General features: G+C 72.3%; 19 protein-coding genes. 8 read left to right on the top strand and 11 right to left on the bottom strand.

What is annotated here, in order from left to right:
- Positions 1-34 precede the first annotated feature (34 nt).
- Positions 35-274 (top strand): hypothetical protein, encoded by a 240-nt coding sequence (locus C4T42_RS11570; protein ID WP_020094539.1) that lies wholly within the window; start codon positions 35-37, stop codon positions 272-274.
- A gap of 126 nt (positions 275-400) precedes the next feature.
- Here the strand turns inward: C4T42_RS11570 and C4T42_RS11565 are convergent, their stop codons facing one another.
- Positions 401-688, bottom strand: coding sequence for a hypothetical protein (locus C4T42_RS11565; RefSeq protein ID WP_049961956.1), 288 nt, complete (start codon positions 686-688; stop codon positions 401-403).
- Positions 689-833: 145 nt separating this feature from the next.
- The gene (locus tag C4T42_RS11560; RefSeq protein WP_026605157.1) at positions 834-2,531 is read right to left on the bottom strand and encodes a methyl-accepting chemotaxis protein; all 1,698 of its coding nucleotides are present in this window, start codon (positions 2,529-2,531) and stop codon (positions 834-836) included.
- 688 nt (positions 2,532-3,219) lie between these two features.
- Between C4T42_RS11560 and C4T42_RS11555 the strand changes: the two genes are divergently transcribed.
- The 3 genes from C4T42_RS11555 (at position 3,220) to C4T42_RS11545 (ending at position 5,996) form a co-directional block, all read left to right on the top strand.
- The gene (locus C4T42_RS11555; protein ID WP_103985118.1) at positions 3,220-4,155 is read left to right on the top strand and encodes a site-specific integrase; all 936 of its coding nucleotides are present in this window, start codon (positions 3,220-3,222) and stop codon (positions 4,153-4,155) included.
- Positions 4,156-4,444: 289 nt separating this feature from the next.
- On the top strand, positions 4,445-5,410 hold the full coding sequence (locus C4T42_RS11550; protein ID WP_181049160.1) for an alpha/beta hydrolase: 966 nt from the start codon (positions 4,445-4,447) through the stop codon (positions 5,408-5,410).
- Positions 5,411-5,576: 166 nt separating this feature from the next.
- Complete coding sequence (locus C4T42_RS11545; protein ID WP_103985149.1) at positions 5,577-5,996, top strand: RidA family protein; 420 nt, start codon at positions 5,577-5,579, stop codon at positions 5,994-5,996.
- 41 nt (positions 5,997-6,037) lie between these two features.
- Here C4T42_RS11545 and C4T42_RS11540 read toward each other — a convergent pair whose 3' ends face one another.
- Both C4T42_RS11540 and C4T42_RS11535 read right to left on the bottom strand, forming a co-directional pair.
- Positions 6,038-6,832: an ABC transporter permease gene (locus tag C4T42_RS11540; RefSeq protein ID WP_020094533.1), complete on the bottom strand. Its 795-nt coding sequence runs from the start codon at positions 6,830-6,832 to the stop codon at positions 6,038-6,040.
- A 106-nt stretch (positions 6,833-6,938) separates the two neighbouring features.
- The gene (locus C4T42_RS11535) at positions 6,939-7,526 is read right to left on the bottom strand and encodes a DUF308 domain-containing protein (protein ID WP_026605154.1); all 588 of its coding nucleotides are present in this window, start codon (positions 7,524-7,526) and stop codon (positions 6,939-6,941) included.
- 165 nt (positions 7,527-7,691) lie between these two features.
- On the opposite strand from C4T42_RS11535, the gene C4T42_RS11530 reads away from it, so the two are divergent.
- Positions 7,692-8,591, top strand: a complete 900-nt coding sequence (locus C4T42_RS11530; RefSeq protein WP_026605153.1) for an AraC family transcriptional regulator — start codon at positions 7,692-7,694, stop codon at positions 8,589-8,591.
- A 51-nt stretch (positions 8,592-8,642) separates the two neighbouring features.
- On the opposite strand, the gene uraH is transcribed toward C4T42_RS11530, so the two are convergent.
- Positions 8,643-9,008 (bottom strand): hydroxyisourate hydrolase, encoded by a 366-nt coding sequence (uraH, locus tag C4T42_RS11525; RefSeq protein ID WP_020094530.1) that lies wholly within the window; start codon positions 9,006-9,008, stop codon positions 8,643-8,645.
- A gap of 276 nt (positions 9,009-9,284) precedes the next feature.
- Here uraH and C4T42_RS11520 point away from each other — a divergent pair, with 276 nt between their 5' ends.
- The 3 genes from C4T42_RS11520 to uraD are packed head-to-tail and all read left to right on the top strand — an operon-like array spanning position 9,285 to position 12,049.
- Positions 9,285-10,544, top strand: coding sequence for a urate hydroxylase PuuD (locus C4T42_RS11520; protein WP_020094529.1), 1,260 nt, complete (start codon positions 9,285-9,287; stop codon positions 10,542-10,544).
- A gap of 42 nt (positions 10,545-10,586) precedes the next feature.
- Complete coding sequence (puuE, locus tag C4T42_RS11515) at positions 10,587-11,543, top strand: allantoinase PuuE (protein ID WP_020094528.1); 957 nt, start codon at positions 10,587-10,589, stop codon at positions 11,541-11,543.
- The gene (gene uraD, locus C4T42_RS11510; RefSeq protein WP_020094527.1) at positions 11,540-12,049 is read left to right on the top strand and encodes a 2-oxo-4-hydroxy-4-carboxy-5-ureidoimidazoline decarboxylase; all 510 of its coding nucleotides are present in this window, start codon (positions 11,540-11,542) and stop codon (positions 12,047-12,049) included. Before puuE ends, uraD begins: the two co-directional genes overlap by 4 nt.
- A 10-nt stretch (positions 12,050-12,059) precedes the next feature.
- Here uraD and C4T42_RS11505 read toward each other — a convergent pair whose 3' ends face one another.
- The 6 genes from C4T42_RS11505 to C4T42_RS11480 form a co-directional block, all read right to left on the bottom strand.
- Positions 12,060-12,989, bottom strand: coding sequence for a LysR family transcriptional regulator (locus C4T42_RS11505; RefSeq protein WP_020094526.1), 930 nt, complete (start codon positions 12,987-12,989; stop codon positions 12,060-12,062).
- Positions 12,990-13,227: 238 nt separating this feature from the next.
- Positions 13,228-14,244: a hypothetical protein gene (locus C4T42_RS11500; protein ID WP_020094525.1), complete on the bottom strand. Its 1,017-nt coding sequence runs from the start codon at positions 14,242-14,244 to the stop codon at positions 13,228-13,230.
- A 25-nt stretch (positions 14,245-14,269) separates the two neighbouring features.
- Entirely contained in the window at positions 14,270-15,598 is a 1,329-nt protein-coding gene (locus C4T42_RS11495) for a c-type cytochrome (protein ID WP_103985117.1), read from the bottom strand.
- Between the two features lie 8 nt (positions 15,599-15,606).
- A complete protein-coding gene (locus C4T42_RS11490; RefSeq protein WP_020094523.1) occupies positions 15,607-16,152 on the bottom strand; it encodes a 2Fe-2S iron-sulfur cluster-binding protein in 546 nt (181 codons plus the stop codon).
- Positions 16,149-18,986: a molybdopterin cofactor-binding domain-containing protein gene (locus C4T42_RS11485; RefSeq protein ID WP_020094522.1), complete on the bottom strand. Its 2,838-nt coding sequence runs from the start codon at positions 18,984-18,986 to the stop codon at positions 16,149-16,151. The genes C4T42_RS11490 and C4T42_RS11485 overlap by 4 nt, the downstream gene beginning before the upstream one ends.
- 11 nt (positions 18,987-18,997) lie before the next feature.
- A complete protein-coding gene (locus C4T42_RS11480) occupies positions 18,998-20,389 on the bottom strand; it encodes a nucleobase:cation symporter-2 family protein (RefSeq protein WP_026605151.1) in 1,392 nt (463 codons plus the stop codon).
- Positions 20,390-20,556: the final 167 nt, after the last annotated feature.

The following is a 20,556-nucleotide window of genomic DNA, read 5'->3' as shown; positions in this document are numbered from 1 at the left end:
ACGTCCGGGCCGACAACCGATACGGTGGCGGGCGATGTACAAGCTCCCGCCCGGCAGCCTCTACCGGCTCCGCACCCTCGCGCAGACCGGCGCCCGCTTCTATCAGGTCAGCGGCTACATGCGGCGCATGGAGGTCCTGGGACTGGTTCTCGCGACGGGTCGGACGGATCCGGACGCGAAGACCGTCGAGTACCGCATCACCGAAGCCGGCCGAGCCGAACTCGAGGAGCGTCACGGTCCGGCCTGGCCCGGCTCGGCCGAGGACGAGGCCTGACGCGCGGCGACGGCGCGACCCGAGCGCGATGGCCGGTGTCGCAGCCGCCGCGCGGCGCGAGCGGTTCAGGGAGAGGCCGCCGGCAACGGGGCCGTGACCGGGGCCGTGCCGGCGGATCGTCGACGGCTATCGGCTGCTGCCACCGCTGCCGCCCTGCGGCGACGGGCGCTCCGGCTGGTTGGCGTTGCCCGCGGCTGAGGAGCTGTTGGAACGCGTGTCGGCGGCTTGCCCGGTCGGCGACCCCGTCACCGCGCCCGGCGCGCCGGTCGCGCCCGATTGAGGCGTGACGACGCCCGAGGAGGTCGGCGGCGCGCCCGGCGCGGTGGCCGGCGCCTGCGCGTAGGCCGTCCCGGCGAGGACGGCCGCCAGCGGCGCAGCGGCCGAGAGAGTACGCAAGAGAGTACGGTGTTTCATCGGGACCTCAATCATGGATTAAAGTCTTCAACGCCGGATGCGGGAAGAAGGTTCAGGGCGGACGAGAGCCGCCTTCGCGGATCTCGGTCCTGAAACGGCCCCGTCCGGCGATGAGCCGGACGGGGGCTCGCGGGTCGCCCCCGGATCAGGCGGCTCGGACGGTGGCCATGAAGCGCCCCACCTCGGCAGCGAGATGCTCGGATTGGCGCGACAGCTCGGAAGCCGCTCCCAGAACCTGGCTCGCCGCCGCGCCCGTCTCCTCGGCCGCGCCGGCCACGCCGGCGATGTTGCTGGTCACTTCGCCGGTGCCCATCGCGGCCTGGCTGACGTTGCGGACGATCTCCTGCGTCGCCGCGCCCTGCTGCTCCACGGCCGCGGCGATCGAGGTGGCCACGTGGCTGATCTCCTGGATCCGCACGGTGATCGACCCGATGGCCGATACGGCCTGACCGGTGGAGGCCTGAACCCGGGCGATCTGCCCGGTGATCTCCTCGGTGGCCTTGGCGGTCTGCTCGGCCAGAGCCTTCACCTCCGTTGCCACGACCGCGAAGCCGCGGCCGGCGGCACCCGCGCGGGCCGCCTCGATGGTGGCATTCAGGGCGAGCAGGTTGGTCTGTCCCGCGATGGTCGAGATCATGCCGACGACGTCGCCGATGCGCGCGACCGACGCGCTCAGTTCCTGCACCAGCGCGCCGGTCTGGTCGGCCTCGTTGACCGCCACCCGCGCCATGTCGGCGGAGCCGTCGACCTGCCGGCCGATCTCCTGAACCGAGGAGCCGAGTTCCTCGGCGGCGGCGGCGACCGTGTTGACGTTGCTGGCGGCTTCCTCGGCCGCGGCCGCCACGGTGGTCGACCGGCTGGCCGTCTCGGTGGCCGTCGCCGTCATCGTCTGCGCCGTGGCCTGGAGTTCGGTGGCCGAGGACGAGACCATGCCGATGATCCCGCCGACCGCGCGCTCGAAACCGTCGGCGAGCTCGACCATCGTCCGCTTGCGTTCGACGGCCGCCGCCGCGTCGGCAATGCGCCGGATCTCGGCCTGCTCGGCGGCCTTCTGCGCCACCATGGCCTTGATGCCCTCGACCGCCTTGCCGACGGCACCGATCTCGTCGCCGCGGGCGGCCTCCTCGATCTCGGCGTCGACCTCGCCCCTGGCCATCCGCTGCAGCACGCCGACGAGGCTGGCCAGCGGCCGGTTGATCCCGAACAGCACGATCCCGCCGAGGATCCCGAATGCGACGAGAAGGCCCGACGCGGCGATGACCGTGAGCGTCAGCTTGATCTGCTCGGCGACGGCGACGGCGTGGTCCCTGGAGGCTCTGAGCTCCCTGGCGTTCGTCTCGGTCCGCATCTGGACGCCTTCCAGCACTTTGGCCCGCGCGGGGCGGCCCTCGTCGACCGAGATCGTCCGGGCCCCTTCGGCATCGTTCTTCATGCCCAGGGCGATGGCGCGGTCGGCCGCCGCGAAATACGCGCCCATATCGACCTTGATGGCTGCGTTCGCCGAATGCCGAGCCGGGGTGTCCGCGAGGGCGATGAGGCGGTCGATCGCCTCGTAGGCGAGCGTCCGCTCGCGCTGGAAGTGCTGACGCTCGGCAGCCATCGTGGCCGGATCGGTCTGTATGATGATGTTCTTCTCAGAGATCGTCGCGTTGCTCATGGCCAGCGCCATCTGCAGCGCTGTGACGGCGCGAACGGCGGCCACGTCGACGATCTGCTGGGTGTTCTTCTCGAGCTCGTCGATCGCCGACCGCGCGAAGAAGACGATGCCGATGGCGGTCGCGAGCAGCAGGGCGGCCGGTATCGCGATCTTGGTGCCCAATCGCAAATTGCGAAACCGACCCATGACATCCCCTCCAGTGTTCAGGATCGCAGAGAGCTCCGCAGCTTGCTCAATGCGGAAGGCGTTGAGCCAAGATGCGGGTGCGAAACTAAATGCAGGTTAAAGATCGCGGTCTTCTTGCCAGGGATATCCAATAGTGATTTGAGGTTGCGCGCTCGGCGTCAGAGCGTGATCAATAAAAACCGCGCTCGTCCGGGATTAAAATTCCGCGGCGTGCTTTACAACCGCTGGATGAACTTCCGTCGAGCGCGTGACCGCAATCACGGACACCTTCCCGCGGCGGTGTTCCAACGTCGCGACCCGGGCGCAGCGACGCTGCCGGGGGGTGACCATCCGGACGAACCGGAGAAGCACTGCCGGCGGGCCGGGCGGCTGGCTCGGACCGTTGGCGGACCGTCTGCCCGGATGCGGAGGCGAGGTGGCGCCACCCCCGACCCGATCACACGGTTCCGCCGGACGCTCCGACTCGCCGCGGCGGGTGATGCCGGCCCGCAGATCCGCGCGATCGCGCGCCGTTCCCGACCTGCCGCGGAGCGCGGATATCCTGTCCGCTCGTGGACCGTTCGCGAGGCACGCAGCCCACCCTCCTCCGCGAGCGGGGAGGCCCGGGCCGCGCCGCATCGGCCAGCGTCTGATAACCCTTTCTTATCAGACGTAGCGTCACGCTCAGGCGCGACCGAGGGAGAGAGCCATGACGCTGCCCGCCACGCTTGCCGCCCGCGCCCGCGCCTTCGCCGACGAGGCGCTCTCGGAGAATTCCCGTCGGGCCTACCGCGCCGACTGGCAGCACTACGCGCGCTGGTGCGGCGGCCACGATCTCGCGCCCCTCCCCGCGGGTCCAGATCAGGTGGCGAGCTACCTCACCTCCATGGCCGAGACCCACAAGCGCGCGACGATCGAGCGTCGGCTCGTCACGATCGGTCAGGCGCACAAGCTCCAGGGGTTGCCGTGGATCCCGGCCCATCCGGCCGTCCGGGCGGCGCTGCGCGGGATGTTCCGGCGCTACGGCAGGCCGAAGAAGCAGGCCGCCGCGCTCGGCGTGCCCGAAACGCTCCGGATCGTCGCCGCCTGCGAAGGGACGGTGGCCGCGCTCCGGGACCGCGCCCTGTTCCTGTTGAGCTTCGCCGGCGCGTTCCGGCGCTCCGAGGTCGCGCGGATCCGCCACGAAGATCTCGCGTTCCGGGACGGCGCCGTCGATGTCTTCCTGCCGCATTCGAAAGGTGATCAGGACGGCGAGGGCACGGTCGTGACCGTCCTGGCGGGCGGGAGCCCCGCGACCTGTCCGATTGCCGCGCTCCGGCGCTGGCTGCAGGCGGCGCCGGCCGACGGCTACGTCTTCCGGGCCGTCCGGGCGGACGGCACCGTGATGGACGACGGGCTGCATCCGGACTCGGTGGGCCGCATCGTTCAGAAGCGCGCGGCGGAAGCCGGCCTCGTCGCCGGACCGCGCGAGCGCATCTCCGCCCACGGGTTCCGCGCGGGCTTCATCACCGAGGCGTACAGGCGCGGATCGCGCGACGAGGAGATCATGGCGCATTCCCGCCACCGGGATCTCAAGACGATGCGGGGCTACGTCCGCCGGGCCAAGCTCGCCGACGCGCATCCGGGCCGCAACCTCGGCCTCTAGCGCCGGGGCGGCGCTTCGGGCCTTCGGGAAGCCCGCGGTCGCCGCCGCGGCGGCCGTCGACCGTTTCACGGCAGGGAATGGTGAATTGCGACGACTCGCTGTTCCGGAGCGCGCCGCGTCCCTGCATCATGGTCGCGCCGTCGGGTTCGCCCGTCCGGGCCGCGGCCCGGCCAGGCCGATCGCCGTCCCGCACGACGGTCGCGCCGTCCGACCCGGCGGTGACGATCCCGACGCATGCCGTCCCGCCAGGATGAGGCGCGCCATGACGCGACACACGCACGGAGACGAGATGACGGCGCGCGGACCGGCCCGCGCGACGCGGCGGCGTGTGCTCGCCGGCGGCGTGCTGGCGACGGGCGCGGCGGCGTCGGGCACCGTGCGGGCGGAGGTCCACCCCGCGCGGGCCGGAGAGGTCCGCCACGGCACGGTCCGGGCCGACGGCGTAGACGTCTTCTACCGGGAGGCCGGTCGCCCCGACGCCCCGGTCATCCTGCTGCTGCACGGCTTCGCCAACTCGTCCTTCTACTTCCGGCACCTCATGCCGAGGCTGGCCGATCGCTTCCGCCTGATCGCGCCAGACCTGCCCTCCTTCGGGTTCACGCATGTCCCGGAGGATCGCGCCTACGTCTACGACTTCGCGTCGCTGTCGCGCACGACGGAGGCGTTCGTCGGCGCGCTCGGCCTCGACCGCTACATCCTCTACACGTTCGATTACGGGGCGCCGGTCGGATGGGATCTGGCGCTCGCCCATCCCGACCGCGTCGCCGGCATCGTGTCCCAGAACGGCAACGCCTATCTCGACGGGCTCGGCGACGCGGCCTGGGCGCCGCTGCGGGCCTACTGGGCCGCGCCGAACGCGGCCGCCGTCGCGGCGATCCGCGCCCGCATGACCCTCGACGGCGTCAGGGCCGCCTACGTCCAGGGTGTGCCCGACCCGTCCCGCATCGAGCCCGAGGCCTACACGCTCGACGCGGCCATCCTGGCGCGGCCGGGCAATGCCGACCGGCAAGTCACGCTCAAGCTCGACTACAAGCGCAATCTCGAGCGTTACCCGCTGATCCAGGCCTTCTTCCGCGCCCGCCGCCCGAAGCTCCTCGCCGTCTGGGGGCGCAACGACGCGTTCTTCATCCCGCCCGGAGCCGAGGCGTTCCGGCGCGACATCCCGGAGGCCCGCGTCACCTTCCTCGACACCGGGCACTTCGCCCTGGAGACGGACGGCGACGCGATCGCGGAGGAGATCCGGCGCTTCTTCTGACCCTCTCCACCGGGCATGGCGCGGATCGGATCGGACCGCCGCATCCGACACTATCCCCGGCCTGATCGTGACCCTACGGTCGCGGACCTGGATCACGGAGATCGGGCGGGTCGCGCCCGTCGCAAGGGAGATCGCGGTGCCGCAACCCCAGTCCGCCTCGTCGGCCATGCTGTTCCACATGGTCTCCGGAGGGCCGCAGCCGGTCGCCCCCTTCAGCCACGCGGTCGAGGTCGACGGCTTCGTCTTCGTCACGGGTCAGATGCCCGACACGCCGGACGGGCCCGGCGTCCTGCCCGACGGGATCGAGGCGCAGACCCGGAACGTGATGGCCAATCTCGCGACGGTCCTGGCCGGCCTCGGCCTGGGCCTCGAGAACGTCGTCGTCGCGCGCGCGTTCCTGACCGAGTTCAAGCGCGACTACGCCGCCTTCAACGCCACCTACAAATCCTTCTTCCCGCCCGACCGGCTGCCGGCCCGCACCTGCGTGGGCACGACGGGGCTCGCCTACGACGCCCTGGTCGAGATCGACCTGATCGCCCACCGCGGCGGCGCGACGTCGCCGTCGTCGGACGCGCGATCGGGCTGAGCCGCGTCCTCCGCGCCCGGGCCGATCGGACGCGTCCCCGCTCAGCCTCGCAGCTGGCCGCCGCCGCGCACGACCAGGCCCAGGCCGACACACGCCGCGGTCAGGCCGAACACGACGACGTAGAGATGGTCGACCTGCAGTCCGGCAGCCGGGTAGTAGGCCGACCTCATCCATTCCGCGACCTGCAGGGCCGGATTGAACTTGGCCCAGTAGTACAGCCGTTCCGGCAAGTAGCTCGGCAGGAAGAGGACGCCGCTGGACACGTAGAGGATGATGCTGAACAGGGCGTAGCCGATCAGCCATCCGGGGAAGAAGCCGATGATCGCGACGTTGATCGTGCCGATCCCGATCCCGAGCGCGATCGCGGCGAGGTAGCCGCCCACCGCCGTCAGCGGGTCCGCCGGGACCGGGTTCGTGCCGAGCGCGACCAGGACACCGCTCACGACCAGCAGGGCCAGGAAGCCGGTGACGATCTCGACGAGCACGCGGGAGAACACCAGGTCGAACAGCCTGACCTGCGGGTAGTAGGTCAGCGGCCGGTTGACGATCACGGACTTCATGACTTCGCGCGAGATGTACTGGAAGACGAGCACGGGCACGGCGCCCGTCGCGAAGAACAGGGCCCTGTCGTCGCCGAGCGGCGCGGGCAGCTTCTGAACCGTGTAGATCGTGATCAGCACGAAGACGTGCACGCACGGCCAGAGAACGACGACCCCGTAGCCCCACATCGACGCGCCGAAGCGGGTGCGCATGTCGCGCAGCATCAGCGCGTGCAGGACGTGGAGGTAGGCCTCGACCGCGTTCCTCCGCGGCTTCACGCTCGTTCGCGCGCCCATGGACCATGGCCTCTGCTGTCCGACGGCGGTCGGGAGGGGACGACGGTGCGGATGTCCGGGGGCCGGGGCGATGATCGAGGTCGGATCCGCCCGGCCGCATCGGCGCCTAGGCGGCGCGCGCCCGCGACGCGTCCCGCAGGCGCGTCACCGTCAGCCAGGCCGCGGAGACGAGGAAGTAGAAGGCGCCGAACGCCGCGTAGGGCGCGACATCCACGATCCCGGGGACCGCGGCGCCGGCCGCCTGCCGGATGAAGAAGCCGCCGGCGAGCGCCGATTGCGCGCCGCTCAGGACCATGGCCCACTGGGCGCCGGCCCGCCAGCGGCGCGCGCCGGTGAGAAGCTGGAGCAGTCCCGAGAGGATGGCCCAGGCGCCGAACACCGCGAGCACCGCGTTCGGGCCCCGTCCGAGGGCGACCGCGACCGCGACCGCGATCGCGGTCGCCGCGCTGATCGCCGCGTTGAGGGCCTGGCTGGGACTGCCCGCGAGGCCGCCGTTGCGCCGGGCGTCGGCCAGGTTGGCGAGCGCGTCCCAGGCGGGATAGGCGACCAAGAGCGTCGCGGCGACCGCCGGCATGCCTCTCCCGAGGCCGAGCGCGGCGGCCACCCAGGCGGCGGCGACGCCGGCACGCACGAAGTAGTAGGCGGTGAGCCAGGGCAAGGCAGGACCGCGATCGCGCTGCGGGTCGGTTCTCATCGTCGGCTCCTTCGTGTACTGAGCGCGGCTCGACGGACCGGATCTATTCGTGAACAAGGCAGATGGACACGATATATGCCGATTTATAGCTTCGTAGATCCGGACGCGCCGAGCGAATACGCGCTTCGATGGGCCCACGTTTAGGATCGGGAGCCGGGGCCAGCCATGTCGGAAACGCTGGAAAACTTGACCGATCTTCCGGAGGGCGGGCCGCGCAGCGCCGCGTCCGGCGACCTGCTGTCCCACGTGCTCGCGCAGATCCGCCTCACCGGGGACCGCGTCGAGTCCCGGCCGGTCGCGCCGGGCGAGCGCCTGGATCTGGATGCCGGCGCAGGCCACGTCCTCGTGGTGATCGCGGGCGCCCTCATCCTCGAAGGCGACGGCGAGTCCCTCGCGGTCGGCCCCGGCGACCTGCTGTTCCTGCCCCGCGGCCTCGGAACCGGGCGGTTGGTCGCCGCCGAGGGCGCGGACGTCGTCGCCTGCCGGTTCTGGTTCGATCCCTACACGCTCCGCAGCATGATCGCGCTCCTGCCGAAGCAGATCTGCATCCGGCGCGAGGAGGGCGCCGGATGGCTCGACGGCCTCGTGCATTTCCTGCTGGTCGAGACGACCGACGCCGAACCCGGCGCGGCCCTGATGATCTCGCGCATCATCGACCTCGCGGTCATCCGCACGCTGCGGACCTGGGTTCATCTCGGCCGGACGTCGGGGTGGCTGGCCGGCCTGGCCGATCCCCGCATCGCCCGCGCCCTCAAGGTCATGCACGAGAGGCCGCTGCAGCGCTGGAGCGTGGAGGCCCTGTCGGACGTCGCCGGCATGTCGCGGTCGAGCTTCTGCGAGCGGTTCAACGCGCTCGTCGGTCGCTCACCCCTGCGCTACCAGAACGAGTGGCGCCTGAACCTCGCGCGGGACATGCTCGCCGCGGGCGACGCCCGCGTCGGCGAGATCGGCCTGCGCGTCGGATACGAGTCGGAGGCGGCGTTCAGCCGGGCCTACAAGGCGCTGTTCGGCCACTCGCCCCGGGAGGCGACCGGTCGCGCCGCCGGGGCGCGGTCGGAAAGCTGAGTTCCGGCGCTCCGGCAGGCTCCGCCCGGGCCGATGCCGGCCGATCCCGTGTCAGCTCCCGCGATAGGTGGAGTAGCTCCACGGCGTGATGAGCAGCGGGACGTGATACTTGGCGTCCGGGTCCGAGACGCAGAAGCGCACCGGCACGCGGTCGAGGAACGGCCGCTCGGCGCCGGCACCCGTCCCGGCGAAATAGGCGCCAACGGCGAAGACGAGCTCGTAGGTCCCGGGCGTCAGGGCGTCGCCCGCGAGCAGGGGGGCGTCGGTCCGTCCGTCGCCGTTGGTCGTGGCCGACGCGACGGTCTCCCCGGTGCCGTCCCCGCTGCCGTCCCCGGCGAGGCGCCGGAGCTCGACGGTGACCCCGGCCGCCGGCTTGCCGGCGGCCGTGTCGAGGACGTGTGTCGAAAGATGGCCCATCGGCGTCCTCCCGGACGGAAAGGCCCGCGCCCGCGGCCCGAGGCGGGCGAAGGTCTGTCGGGCCGAAGGAGACGGTGGAGACGAGCACGGGGCGGGGGGCTCGGACAACCCGGAAAGCGCCCGGCATTTTCCGAACGATTTTGAAGGTCCTTGGCGCCGCGGCGGGTCGCTGCCGGCCGCGGTTCGGGGCACACCCGGGGTCGCGGCTCGGGCCGAACCACGAGCCGACATCGAGGCCGAACCCGGCCCCACGACAGATCGCGGAGGATCCGTCCCATGTATCCGATCCTGCACGAATGGGGCGGGTTCCTCATTCGATGGACCCACGTCGTCGCCGCGATCGCCTGGATCGGCGCGTCGTTCTACTTCATGCATCTCGACGCCAGCTTGCGCGCCATTCCGGCAATCCCGACCGGCAAGGGCGGCGAGGCCTGGGAGGTGCACGGCGGCGGCTTCTACCAGGTGCGCAAGTATCTCGTCGCGCCCGACCGGATGCCGGAGCACCTGATCTGGCACAAATGGCAATCCTACGCGACCTGGCTGTCGGGCTTCTCGCTGCTGTGCTGGGTCTATTACGGTCAGGCCGACCTCTACCTGATCGATCCGGCGGTCCGCGTGATCACGCCGATGACCGGGGCGGCCATCGGCCTCGGCGCCCTCGCCCTCGGCTGGCTGATCTATGACGGGCTCAACCGCTCGCCCCTGGCCAACCGGCCGCCGCTGCTCGCGGCCGCCGTGTTCCTCACGGTCGTCGCCTTCGCGTACGGCTTCCAGCAGGTCTTCTCCGGCCGGGCCGCGATGCTGCACACGGGCGCGGTGATCGCGACCTGGATGACCGGCAACGTGTTCTTCGTCATCATGCCCAACCAGCGCAAGGCGATCGCCGAGCTGGTCGCGGGCCGGGTCCCGAACCCCGCCTGGGGCAAGCAGGCGAAGAACCGCTCGTCCCACAACAACTACCTGACGCTGCCGGTGCTGTTCTTCATGCTGTCCGGCCACTACCCGATGGCGTGGTCCTCGCCCTACAGCTGGACCATCGTCGGCCTCGTGGTGATCGCGGGCGGCGTCGTCCGCCACTACTTCAACGTGCGCAACGCCGGTGGGGGCGACCGCTGGTGGACCTGGGGCGTCGCGACGGCCTGTGTGGCGGTGGCGGTCGCGATCAGCGTCGCCTCGTCGCCGGGCGCCCGCGAGCAAATCGGCCTGTCGACCGCCGCCGAGGCGGCCCCGGCTCCGGCCCCGGCGATCAGCCTCGCGGCGGCCGGGGCGGGCGCGCTCGAGGGCCCCGCGGTCGACGACGCCGTGATGGCCGTGGTCGGGACGCGCTGCGCCATGTGCCACGCCGCCGAGCCCCTGTGGCCGGGCCTGACGAGCCCGCCCAAGGGCGTGCTCCTCGACAGCCCCGAGCACGTCGCGCGCTTCGCGCCGGCCATCCGCCTGCAGGCCGTCCTGACGCACGCGATGCCGCCGAACAACATCACCGACATGCAGCCCGAGGAGCGCGCGGCGCTCGCCCGCTGGCTCGCCGCGCGATAACCGTCGGACCCCGTCTATTCGCGCCAACGCAGGATCCCGCCCGTGACCGCACCGGATACAGACGGCCCCCCGCGCGACTTCGTCGGCTACGGCGAGGCGCCGCCCGACGCCCGCTGGCCCGGCGGCGCCCGCGTCGCCGTCCAGTTCGTGCTGAACTACGAGGAGGGCGGCGAGCGCTCCGTCCTCGACGGCGACCCCCACGCCGAGATCTTCCTCTCCGAGATCGCCGGGGCCACGCCCTTCCCCGCGCGGCACATGAGCATGGAGAGCCTCTACGAGTACGGCGCGCGCGCGGGCGTCTGGCGGATCCTGCGCCTGTTCCGCGAGCGCGGCGTGCCCCTCACGGTCTTCGGCGTCGCGCAGGCGCTCGCCCGCAATCCGGCCGCCGTCGAGGCCTTTCTCCGCGACGGCCACGAGATCGCCGGCCACGGCTGGCGCTGGCTGCCCTACCAGGACGTCCCGGAGGCGATCGAGCGGGAGCACCTCGCCCGCGCGGTCGAGACGATCCGGAGCCTGACCGGCGAGACGCCGCTCGGCTGGTACACCGGCCGCGACAGCCCGAACACCCGGCGGCTCGTGGTCGAGCAGGGCGGCTTCCTCTACGATTCGGACAGCTACGCCGACGACCTGCCCTACTGGGTCCGCGTCGCCGGCCGGGACCACCTCGTGGTGCCCTACACCCTCGACACCAACGACATGCGCTTCTCGATCCCCGGCGGCTTCCCGTCGGGCGAGCAGTTCTTCGCGCACCTGCGCGACGCCTTCGACTGCCTCTACGAGGAGGGGGCGAGCGCCCCGAAGATGCTGTCGATCGGGCTGCATTGCCGCCTCGTCGGGCGCCCGGCGCGCCTGCCGGCCCTCGCCCGGTTCCTCGACCACGTCCTGGCCCGTTCCGACGTCTGGGTGACCCGGCGGATCGACATCGCCCGGCACTGGGCGGCCCACCATCCTCCCGGCGCCCCGGCGGCGGGACCGACCCCGGAGAGGACAGGTCCGTGATCACCATCGCCGCGCTCAACGCGCTCGCGCGCGACGCCTTCGTGGACCTCCTCGCCGAGGTCTACGAGCACTCCCCCTGGGTCCCCGAGGCGGCCTTCGACCGCGGGCCCTTCGCGGGGCGCGCGGACCTGCACGCGGCGATGGAGGCGACGGTCGCCGGCGCCGACCGCGTCCGCCAGCTCGCGCTGCTGCGGGCGCATCCCGAGCTCGCCGGGCGGGCCGCCCAGCGCGGCGCGCTCACCGCGCATTCCAGCCGCGAGCAGGCGGGAAGCGGATTGCTGGGCGGCCCCTCCCCCGCGGTGGCGCGGCTGCGGGACCTCAACCGGGCCTACGCCGAGCGCTTCGGCTTCCCGTTCATCATCGCGGTCCGGGGCCTCGACCGCGACGCGATCCTCGCCCGGCTGGAGCAGCGGCTCGGCAACCCGCCGGAGACCGAGCGGGCCGAGGCCCTGCGGCAGGTTGGACGGATCGCCGCCCTGCGCCTTGAGGCCCTCGTCGCGGCCTGAGGCGCCCGCCTCAGACCGCCCGGCCGCCGACCAGGGCGAGCTGCTCGCTCACGTGCTGGCGCAGGGCCTCGTGCGTCATGTCGACGAAGGTCTTGGTCCGGGCCGACAGCATCTTGCGGGACGGGTAGAGCAGGCCGAGCGTCACGCTGGTCGGCGGGGTGTGCTCCAGGACCGGGACGAGCCGACCCTCGGCGATGTGCGCCGCGACCTCGAACAGCGGCTTCAGGACGATGCCCTCGCCGGCCAGCGCCCAGGCGGTGAGCGTGTCGCCGTCGTCGGCATCGATGTGCCCCGAGACCGGCAGGGTCACGGTCTCCTGCCCGTCGACCAGGGTCCAGCGGAACTGCTCGGCGCCGGGATAGCGCAGCAGCAGGCAATCGTGCTGCAGCAGGTCCGCCGGCTCGGCGGGCGCGGGGTGCCCGGCCAGGTAGGCCGGCGCCGCGCACAGGACCCGCTCGATCTCCGCGACTTTGCGCAGGGTGAAGGTGGAATCGCGCATCTGCGACAGGCGGACCGCGACGTCGACCGCCTCCTGCACGAGGTCGAGGAGGTGCTCCGACAGGCGCAGCCGGACATCGGTCTCGCCGTGGCGGGCGCGGAAGCGGGGCACGAGCGGCGCGACGACCCGGCGGCCGAGGCCGAGCGGCGCCGTCACCTTCAGCACCCCGCGCGGCACCGCGCCCGCGGTCTCGACGCTCTTCTCGGCTTGCTCGACCGCCGCGGTGATGTCGAGGCAGCGGTCGTAGAAGATCCGGCCGGCCTCCGTGAGGCTCATGCGCCGCGTCGTCCGGGTGAGCAGGAGGCAGCCGAGATGCTCCTCCAGGGTCTGGATCCGGTAGCTCACCACCGACGGTGACAGCCGCAGCGAGCGGCCGGCGGCCGAGAAGCTTCCTGTCTCCGCCGAGCGCAGGAAGATGCGGATGCTCTCCAGGGAAATCATGGGCGGGGATCGTTAGGAGCAGTTCGGACCTGTCAACGGACTGTCCCGCCAATGTGAACTCGGCGTCCGACCCGATCATCCTCCGCGGCGTGACGCTTCGGTCGGTGCAGCCCGCTCCGTCATTGCGAGCGCAGCGAAGCAACCCAGGGCTGCGGGACATCGGGGAACGTGGTGCCGGCTGGATTGCTTCGCTCCGCTCGCAACGACGGCGGAACCGATCTGATCGACCGAAACGGCATCAGAAGACGTGGAACGCGACGCCGGCGAGGAAGCTCTTCTCCTCGGTGCCCTTGAAGGTCGCGGTCTCGACGTTCCCGAACTTGTTGTGCCAGTACTGGAACCCGACGAAGACATCGACCCGGTTGGGCTGATCGTAGACGAGCTTGCCGAGATCGAGCACGAGGTTGGTGCGCGACAGGAATTCGAGCCCGCGGGGCGGGTTGAAGGCGAAGGCGGCCGGGTTGCTCACGCCCCGCCCCTTCGGCAGCACGATGTTGTTGAAGCCGACGAGGCTGAGCGGCAGCCCCGTGAAGGTCAGGGGAAAGTTGTAGACCAGCTCGAATTCCGGGACCGTGTCGAAGCTCTGGTCGCGGTCCGGCTGGAGATTGAACCCGTTCCGGTTCCACTCCTTGTAGGCTTGCACGGAGAGGTTGAGAAAGCCCGCCGGCACGTCGAAGGCGAAGTTCAGGCCGCCGACGATGTCGCGCTTCTTCGAGCCGAAGGCGTCGTTCTGGGCGTTGGCGTCGAAGCCGAAGGCCAGCGACACCTCCTTGACGAGGCCGGGAACCGTGAAGGCCTTCGTGCCCGTGAGCGCGTTGAGGCTCAGCGTGCCGCGATACAGCCCGTAGGCTTCGGTGTTGCCGTAATCGGCGAAGAACGGGGCGGCGACGGAGCCCGGCGCGTTGGTGGTGCCGGCCGGGAACTGGGACCCGGACTTGAGGATGTCGAGGGAGAAGAAATTCGTCCCGTAGGCCCAGGCATCGGCGTGGGAGATGTTCAGGATGTGCTTGGGCGCCGCGCGGGAGACGAAGCTGCCGTCGGGGCGCTGGATCTGGATTCCTGGCGAGACGGTGGGGAACTGGTAGCGGTAGCTGATCTGGGTGTCGGCGAAGAGGAAGAACGGGCCGTCCTCCACCACCGTCGTGGCCTCGGGCGCCACCGGCGCCGAGGAGGCCGTCCCGAGGTCCTGCGCCCCCGCCGCGCACGTCATCCCGAGCGGCAGCAGCGCGGCCGCGATCCGACAAGCCATGGTCATGTCCGCCCCCTCCTCCCGGCCGCCTTCAGTGCGAAGCGTCGGCCCGCAAACCCGCGCGCTGGCGCGCGACCTCGTCCGGCGTGACCGCCTGACCCTGCCCGCCCCACTCGGCCCGCATCCAGGTCGCGAGGTCGGCGAGCGCCGCGTCGTCGATCAGGGCGGCGAAGGGCGGCATGGCCTCCATCCGCTCGTTGCCCGGGAAGCGCTGCGCCGGGAGCCCGACGAGGATCGCCCGCAGGAGACCGCCCGCGCCCGCGACCCGCATCGCGGTGTTCGTCCGCAGCGGCACGGAGACGTGGGGGATCCCCTCCCCCGCCCCGCCGTGGCATCCGGCGCAGAGGCCGGCGTAGCTGGCCCGACCCCGGGCCGCGACCGCCGCGGGGATCGCCGCGGGGGGGACGGCGACCGGCGTCTCGGGCTCGGCGGGCAGGGCGTCGCGGTCGAACAGGTAGGCGGAGAGCGCCGTGAGGTCGGCCGCGTCCATGTGCTGTGTCGAGAAATGCACGACGTCGAACATCTGGTGCGTCGCGCCGCCCTGGGCCGAGAGCCCCGTGCGCATGAACCCGACGAGCCCGTGCGGGGTGAAGCCCATACGCGCGAGGCCCGCGGGCGTGATGTCGGGCGCCTCGACGCCCTCGATCGTGGCGCCGCGATAGACGGCGTCCGGGCGCATGGCCTGGATCACGGTGCGCGGCGTGTGGCACTCGCCGCAATGGCCGAGGGCGTCGGCGACGTAGCGGCCCCGGTTCCACAGGGGTGAGCGGCCCGGATCGGGCGCGGCGACGGTCGCCGGCAGGCTCAGGAGGTTCCAGGCCGCCAGGGTCCAGCGCTGGTCGAACGGGAAGGCGAGGGTATTGGCCCTGTTCTCCACCGCGACCGGCGCGCGGGTCATCAGGTAGGCGTAGAGGGCGTCGACATCCTCCGGCGTCAGGCCGCGATACGACGTGTAGGGCATCGCCGGGTAGAGGTGGCGTCCGCCCGGCGCGATCCCGTCGCGCAGGGCCCGGTGGAAGTCGGCGCGGCTCCAGCCGCCGATGCCCTGCGGGCTCGGCGAGATGTTGGTGGCGTGGATCGTGCCGAAGGGCGTCTCCAGGGGCAGTCCCCCCGCCCAGGGGGCGCCGCCCCGGGCCGTGTGGCAGGCGAAGCAGTCGGCCGCGGCGGCGACCTTGGCGCCGCGGGGGGCGAGGCCGCGCACGGCCTCCGCGCTCAGCGGGGTCTCGACGGCGCGCGCGACGACGCTGCGCTCCAGGGCGCCGGAGGCGACGAGGCCGGCCGCCGAGACGGCCACCGCGAGGGCGGCGGCGAGCCCGGCGCCGACGCGCCGCGCGGGGGTGGTGAGGGACGGGATCCGCACGGCGCGCCTCAGGCGGTCACGAGACCGGGGGTCGCCAGCACGAGGTCGCGCACCGCCTGATGGTAGCGGACGTAGCCCGTGCAGCGGCAGATGTGGCGGTCGAGCGCCTCGGTGACGACCCGCTCGACCTCGTCGCGGCGGATCGGCTCGCGGCGCAGGCGCTCGATCAGCACGCTCGCCCCGGTGACGAAGCCCGGCGTGCAGTAGCCGCACTGGAAGGCGAAATTCTCGATGAAGGCCTGCTGGACCGGCGAGAGCACGACGGTGCCGTCCGGCGCGGTGCGGGCATGGCCCTCGACGGTGCGGATGCTCCGCCCCTCGAACCAGTGCGCGCCGGTGATGCAGGCGCGGATCTCCCGCGGGCCGGCCGCCTCCTCCAGCATCACCGTGCAGGCGTGGCAGATGCCCTGCCCGCAGCCCATGCGGCTGCCGGTGAGGCCCAGCCACTCGTGCAGGACGTCGAGCAGGCTCGTGCCGACGGGGACGGGGATCGGACCGACCGCCGCGCCGTTCACGCGGAGCGAGAGGTCCTTGATCTCGATGGCGGCGCTCATGCCAGTGCCTCGCGGATGCGCTCGGGCCGGATGGGGAGTTCGTGGAAGCGGTGGCCGATCGCGTGCGCGACGGCGTTGGCCAGCGCCGGGACGACGGCGATCATCACGACCTCGGCGATGCCCTTGGGCGGGTCGGTCTCGGAGAGCGGCGGCAGGATCTCCACCGTCTGGTTCCACGGGGCCACGTCGCGGGCGCGCGGGAGCTCGTAGCGGTTCCAGTTCCACGTGCCGTCGCCGGGGCCGTCCTCGTAGAGGGGCAGCACCTCCTTGAGGGCGTGGCCGATCCCCATGGCGAGGCCGCCCTGCACCTGGCCGGAGACCAGCTCGGGCACGATCTGGCGGCCGCACTCGAGGATCGAGTGGTGGGACAGGATCGTCACGTCGCCGCTGGCGGTGTCGACCGCGACCTCCGCCAGGGTGGCCATCGGCGCGTAGTAGGTCGTGCCGACATTGTTGCGCTGGGTCGGCGGGTAGAAGACCGCCGCCCGGGGCACGAAGTGCCAGCCCGCATCCGCCATCAGGGCGCGGCGCTCGGGCGGGGCCCCGGCGCCGTAGCGCACCGCCAGGGCGTCGACCGGCAGGCGCGTCCGGCCCGTTGCGGGCAGGTCGAACTCGGCCTCGGCCCATTGCCAGCGGTTGAAGGTGTGGAGGGTCACGCCCACCGGCAGCCCGAGCCGGTGCGCCTCGGCGGCCACCGCCTCCAGGGACAGCGGCGGCAGGCCGCCGCCCAGCACTTGCCCGTCCACCAGCCGCAGGTCCTCGCGGGCGACCACGTGGTAGGAAGCCAGCGCCCCGCCGCCGCCGCCCCGCGCCCAGAGCGCGCGGGCGGCGGGCCAGACGGCGTGGTCGACGAGGAACCGCGCGGCCGTCCGGGTGGCGTGGCCGAGGTAGTAGGCGGAGTTGGTCGCGCTCATCGGCGAGGTGAAGCGCGGCGTCCAGCGGGGGTTCTGCGCCCGGCGGTCCTCCTCTTCCTGGGACGTCGTGTAGGGCTGGTCGGAGGTCTCCAGCGGCATCTCGGGCCAGCGCACCACGCCGAACGCGGTCTCCGAAGGCACCCGGCCGAGGATCTCGGCCACCATGACCGCCTGCGAGGTGGTGACGCCCGGGCCCATCTCGTGGGCGACGTGGCGCAGGCTCAGGCGGCCCCGCGGGTCGAGCTCCAGCGACGCGACCGCCGCCTCGGCGCCCGTGCCGTAATCCTTGTGCACCTGCGCGAAGCCGACGCCGTAGCGGCGGCCGGGATGGACGGCCTCGTAGGCAGCCTTGCGCGCCGCCCGGTCCCGCCAGAGCGGGTGCGCGGCGGCCTTCGTCAGGATCTCCGCGTTGCGCAGCGCCCCGGCCGGGACCGCGCCCTGGCTGTTGCGCTGGCCCGAGCGGAGCACGTTGCGCAGGCGCAGGTCGATCGCGTCGATGTCCAGGAGCGCCGCCGCCTCGTCGACCATCATCTCGGTGGCCGACATGGTCTGGAGCGTGCCGAAGCCCCGGGTCGATCCGGCCTCCACGGCCCGCGAGGCCAGGGCGATCGCCTGGAAGTCGCTCTTCGGCAGGTAGTAGATCGACTGCGCCGCGGTGGCGCCGACGAAGGAGACCGCGACGGAGTAGTTGGGGCGCCCGCCGCCGTCGCAGGCGAAGCGCCCGGTCATGGCCCGGAACCGGCCGCTGGCCCGGTCCACCAGCAGGACGTTGTCCATGCGGAAGGCGTGGCGCTTCAGCCCGTTCTGGAACTGCTCGAACCGGTCGTTGGCGAGGCGCACCGGCCGGCCGCCCGCGTAGAGCGCGGCCACGACGCAGAGGAACGGGAAGATGTGGTGGTCCTTCGTCCCGTACCCGACCGTGTAGCCGACCTTGAGATCGACCTCCCTGAGCGGGAACCGGGATTTCGAGACCAGCGCGGCGGCGGCCTCGGCCACGTCGTAGGGCGACTGCGTCGCCATCATCAGGCGCAGCGTGCCGGTGGCCGGATCGTACCAGACGTTGCCGTTGTCGGCCTCCATGGCCGAGGCGTCCGTCGACTGCGACCGGTAGGTCCGCCGCATCACCAGGGCGTCCGCGCCGGCGCCGTCGATCTCGGCGGCGATGGCGGCCGCCGCCGCCATGCCCCGGGCGAAGGGGCCGTCGTCGCCGGCCTTCGGCCAGGCGGGCTCGTCGCCGGAGAAGCCGGCGAAGATCGGGGACTGCGCGAACGGCGAGAACCGGTCGGGCGCGTCCGGCGCGTCGCCCTCGATCCGCACCCAGCGCGAGGCGCCGTAATGGGCCGGCGGCCTGGGACCGGTCTCGGCACCGTACTGCACGACGTCGTCGGCGAAGCGCAGGGCGCGCTTGGCCGCGGCGAAGCGCGGGAAGTCGGCGTAGATCAGGATCGCCACCGGCTGCCCGAGCAGGCGCGGCGTCTCGCCCTGCGGCACGAGGAACCAGTCGCCGAAGAAGTCGGCGTGCGGGACCGAGACCCCGTCCGCCACCAGGTCCTCGTGCCGGACGATCCGGTCCGGCCGCAGGGCGGCCGGGAGCCGCGACAGGTCGAGGCCGGCGAAGCGGCGGTCGGCGCGGGTCGCCGCGACGAGGAAGGCGTGGGCTTGGCCGTCGGGCCAGCCGGCGAGGTCGCGGGCCCGGTAGTCGCGGGAGAAGGTCTTGGCGCCCGTGACCTTGGCGACGGCGTCGAGGCGGTAGCGGGGCCGGCCCGGCGCGGCCCACGGGGAGCCGGCGGACAGGCCGCTCTCGGCGAGCTGCGCCCGGGCCGGGGGCGCCAGGAAGGAGACCTTCACGGCGACGCCCGCCGCCGCGCCGGCCTTCAGGAAGTGGCGCCGCGAGAGCGCCTTGGTCGCTTCGGCCGACATGGCTTCTCCCCTCAGGCCCGGTCCAGGACGGCCGCGTGCGGGAAGGCGGGCTCCGCGTCGGCGACGCGGTGCTCGGCCCCGGCACCGAGACGGTCCGAGTTCAGCAGCAGGTTGAGGACGATCGCCCCGATGGCGCCGAGGGTGATCCCGCTGTGCAGGATCGGCCCGGCCCAGTCCGGCGCCGTGGCGGCGAAGAGCTTCGGCGCCGCCATCGGGATCAGGCTCAGGCCGATGCTGACCGCGACGACGATCTGGTTCCGGCGATCCCCGAGATCGGCGCCGCCCACGATCTTGAGGCCCGCCGCCGCGACCATGCCGAAGATCACGATGCCGGCGCCGCCGAGCACGGCCGGCGGGATCGACGCCACCGCGAAGGCGACCTTGGGCAGGAGGCTGACGCCCAGGATGATGAAGCCCGCCGCGACCGTGACGTAGCGGCTGCGCACCCGCGTCATGTTCACGAGGCCGACGTTCTGGGAGAACGAGGTGTGCGGGAAGGTGTTGAGGCAGCCCGCGATCAGCGTCGAGAGCGAGTCCGCCATCAGGCCGCGGGTCAGGGTCCGCTTGTCCACCGGGCGCCCGACGATGTCGCCCACCGCCAGGAACATGCCGGTCGACTCGACCAGCGTGACCATCATGACGATGCACATCGCCGCCACGGCCGTCAGGTGGAAGGTCGGCCAGCCGAAGTGGAACGGCGTGACGAGGGCGATGAGCGGGCGCTCGGCCAGCCCGTCGAGGCGGAACAGGCCGAGCGGCCAGGCGAGGCACAGGCCCGCGGCGAGGCCGATCAGCACGGCGACGTTGGCGACGAAGCCGGTGGCGAAGCGGCTGACCACCAGGATCACCGCCAGCACGAAGGCCGCGACGCCGAGATGGACCGGGGCGCCGAAATCGGCGGCCCCGAAGCCGCCGCCCGCCCAGTTGATCCCGACCGGCAGCAGCGTGACGCCGATGATCAGGATGACCGTGCCGGTGACCAGCGGCGGGAAGAAGCTCGCGAGCCTGGAGAAGAACGGCCGGAGCAGCAGGCCGAACACCCCCGCCCCGATGGTCGCGCCGAAGATGCCCGGCAGGCCGATCATCGGGTCCTGCGCCATCGCCACCATCGGGCCGACCGCCGCGAAGCTGACGCCCATGATGACCGGCAGGCGGATGCCGAAGATCCCCAGGCCGAGGGACTGGATCAGGATCGCGATGCCCGTCACCAGCAGGTCGCAGTTGATCAGGTAGGCGACCGTCTCGGTCGGCAGGTTCATCGCCGCGCCGAGGATGAGCGGCGGCGCGACAGCCCCCGCGCTCATCACGAGCACGTGCTGCATGCCGTAGGCGAGGAGCTTGGGAAGGGGCGGGATCGCGTCGACCGCGTCCACCTCGCGCGTTGTCCTGTCGTGAGACGTCATGGGCGTGTCCTCCGCCAGCCGGGACCTGTCGAGGCGTCGTCCCGTGATGGTGTCGTCGGGGACCCGGCAGCGGTGGCCGGACCTCTTCCGGGTCCGGGCCGCCAGGAGCGGGTGTGGGGCCAGTCGCAGGGCGGGCCGTGGCGGCACGCCCGGGGGCGGGGGAGCGG

This window comes from Methylobacterium sp. 190mf (genome assembly GCF_900107945.1).
Taxonomy (GTDB): domain Bacteria; phylum Pseudomonadota; class Alphaproteobacteria; order Rhizobiales; family Beijerinckiaceae; genus Methylobacterium.
This window is presented reverse-complemented; position numbering and strand designations above follow the sequence as displayed.

Coding starts and splice junctions, on each gene's coding strand:
- C4T42_RS11540 (WP_020094533.1), bottom strand. CDS start 6,832: ATGGGCGCGCGAACGAGCGTGAAGCCGCGGAGGAACGCGGTCGAGGCC.
- C4T42_RS11545 (WP_103985149.1), top strand. CDS start 5,577: ATGCTGTTCCACATGGTCTCCGGAGGGCCGCAGCCGGTCGCCCCCTTC.
- C4T42_RS11485 (WP_020094522.1), bottom strand. CDS start 18,986: ATGTCGGCCGAAGCGACCAAGGCGCTCTCGCGGCGCCACTTCCTGAAG.
- C4T42_RS11550 (WP_181049160.1), top strand. CDS start 4,445: ATGACGGCGCGCGGACCGGCCCGCGCGACGCGGCGGCGTGTGCTCGCC.
- uraH (WP_020094530.1), bottom strand. CDS start 9,008: ATGGGCCATCTTTCGACACACGTCCTCGACACGGCCGCCGGCAAGCCG.
- C4T42_RS11500 (WP_020094525.1), bottom strand. CDS start 14,244: ATGACCATGGCTTGTCGGATCGCGGCCGCGCTGCTGCCGCTCGGGATG.
- C4T42_RS11560 (WP_026605157.1), bottom strand. CDS start 2,531: ATGGGTCGGTTTCGCAATTTGCGATTGGGCACCAAGATCGCGATACCG.
- C4T42_RS11535 (WP_026605154.1), bottom strand. CDS start 7,526: ATGAGAACCGACCCGCAGCGCGATCGCGGTCCTGCCTTGCCCTGGCTC.
- C4T42_RS11530 (WP_026605153.1), top strand. CDS start 7,692: ATGTCGGAAACGCTGGAAAACTTGACCGATCTTCCGGAGGGCGGGCCG.
- C4T42_RS11555 (WP_103985118.1), top strand. CDS start 3,220: ATGACGCTGCCCGCCACGCTTGCCGCCCGCGCCCGCGCCTTCGCCGAC.
- C4T42_RS11520 (WP_020094529.1), top strand. CDS start 9,285: ATGTATCCGATCCTGCACGAATGGGGCGGGTTCCTCATTCGATGGACC.
- C4T42_RS11565 (WP_049961956.1), bottom strand. CDS start 688: ATGAAACACCGTACTCTCTTGCGTACTCTCTCGGCCGCTGCGCCGCTG.
- C4T42_RS11505 (WP_020094526.1), bottom strand. CDS start 12,989: ATGATTTCCCTGGAGAGCATCCGCATCTTCCTGCGCTCGGCGGAGACA.
- C4T42_RS11480 (WP_026605151.1), bottom strand. CDS start 20,389: ATGACGTCTCACGACAGGACAACGCGCGAGGTGGACGCGGTCGACGCG.
- C4T42_RS11490 (WP_020094523.1), bottom strand. CDS start 16,152: ATGAGCGCCGCCATCGAGATCAAGGACCTCTCGCTCCGCGTGAACGGC.
- C4T42_RS11570 (WP_020094539.1), top strand. CDS start 35: ATGTACAAGCTCCCGCCCGGCAGCCTCTACCGGCTCCGCACCCTCGCG.